The 1,981-nt window shown below is 58.5% G+C and carries 1 protein-coding gene and 1 pseudogene; both read left to right on the top strand.

Annotated features, from left to right (window positions below):
- The coding region (locus F8N62_RS31235; RefSeq protein WP_150714193.1) for a CBS domain-containing protein at positions 1-793 on the top strand (793 nt) is incomplete at its 5' end.
- A 507-nt stretch (positions 794-1,300) separates the two neighbouring features.
- Positions 1,301-1,981 (top strand): annotated as a pseudogene (locus F8N62_RS31230) (type III PLP-dependent enzyme); the annotation flags it as partial.

Raw genomic sequence — 1,981 nt, 5'->3', positions numbered from 1 at the left:
GAGCATGATCAAGCTTGAGCCCAAGCAGTACCTGACGCGCTACCCGCGTGAACTGTCCGGCGGCCAGCAACAGCGGATCGGCGTGATTCGTGCCCTGGCGGCAGATGCGCCGTTGCTGTTGATGGATGAGCCGTTCGGCGCGGTCGACCCGATCAACCGCGAGATGATCCAGAACGAATTCTTCGAGATGCAGCGCGCGCTGAACAAGACCGTGATCATGGTCAGCCACGACATCGACGAAGCCATCAAGCTGGGCGACAAGATCGCGATCTTCCGTGCCGGCAAGCTGTTGCAGATCGATCACCCGGACACCCTGCTGGCGCACCCGGCGGACGACTTTGTCAGCAACTTCGTTGGCCAGGACAGCACGCTCAAGCGTCTGTTGCTGGTGAAGGCCGAAGACGCGGCGGACAACGCGCCGTCCGTCAGCCCGGAAACCCCGGTGGCCGAGGCCATGGAGTTGATGGATGAGCATGACCGCCGTTACGTGGTGGTTACCGATGCCGAGAACAAGGCCCTCGGTTATGTACGACGTCGCGACTTGCTCCGTCAGACCGGCACCTGCGTGCAATACCTGCGCGAGTTCAACGCCACGGCGGCGTACGACGAGCATTTGCGCATTCTGTTGTCGCGGATGTACGAGTTCAATCGCTCGTGGTTGCCGGTGATGGATGCCGAGCGGGTATTCCTCGGGGAGGTGACGCAGGAATCGATTGCCGAGTATTTGAGCTCCGGCAAGTCCCGAGGCGGCAAGACCAGCATTGTTTCGCCTGCCGAAACAGCATTGGCCTGAGTTCAGAGGCTTGGAAAAACCTGTGGTGAGGGGATTTATCCCCGTTCGGCTGCGCAGCAGTCGTAAATCGGTATTCGCGGTGTAGTTAATTAAACCGGGTGGCAGATTTTGGGGCTGCTGCGCAGCCCAACGGGGATAAATCCCCTCGCCACAAACGCCATGCACGGTCCCTCAAAAATCCCCATCCGGGGAACATCACACTGTCACGCAGGTCGGTTACACCAGTAACCCTTCAGGACCGCACGACGGAAGCGTGCAAAAACGCGACATTTTTTGTTGATCTCAAGCCCCTCACGCCCTAAAGTTCGCGCCGAACGTCCATGCTGGAAACGATCCATCCGGCTCAAGTACTGACGACGAGACAGCAAGGCCAAGGGAAGCAACGCCTCCCGTGGCCTTTTTGCTTTCGGCGACATGCCTTGGGAAGTAGGCGAACCAAAGTGGGGATACGGAGGACGTTCATTTGCGCCCATTGATTATTAACGTTTGCCAGCAGGAGATCCCAGCATGTCGATCAACGTCGAAGACTATTACGCGCGCGATACCTTCAATAAATTGAAGGCGTTCGCCGACACGCAAGAAACCCCGTTCGTGGTCATCGACACCGCGATGATCAGTAAGGCCTACGACGACTTGCGCGCCGGTTTCGAATTCGCCAAGGTCTACTACGCAGTCAAGGCCAACCCGGCCGTGGAAATCATTGACCTGCTCAAAGAGAAAGGCTCGAGCTTCGACATCGCCTCGATCTACGAGCTGGACAAAGTCATGGACCGTGGCGTCAGCGCCGACCGTATCAGCTACGGCAACACCATCAAGAAATCCAAGGACATCCGCTACTTCTACGAGAAGGGCGTGCGTCTGTACTCCACCGACTCCGAAGCCGACCTGCGCAACATCGCCAAGGCTGCGCCGGGTTCGAAAGTCTACGTGCGCATCCTCACCGAAGGCTCGACCACGGCTGACTGGCCGCTGTCGCGCAAATTCGGCTGCCAGACCGACATGGCCATGGACCTGCTGATCCTCGCCCGTGACCTGGGCCTGGTGCCTTACGGCATTTCGTTCCACGTCGGCTCGCAACAGCGCGACATCAGCGTCTGGGATGCGGCCATCGCCAAGGTCAAAGTGATCTTCGAGCGCTTGAAAGAAGAAGACAATATCCACCTCAAGCTGATCAACATGGGCGGCGGC

This window comes from Pseudomonas fluorescens, assembly GCF_902497785.1.
Classification (GTDB): domain Bacteria; phylum Pseudomonadota; class Gammaproteobacteria; order Pseudomonadales; family Pseudomonadaceae; genus Aquipseudomonas; species Aquipseudomonas fluorescens_BO.
This window is presented reverse-complemented; position numbering and strand designations above follow the sequence as displayed.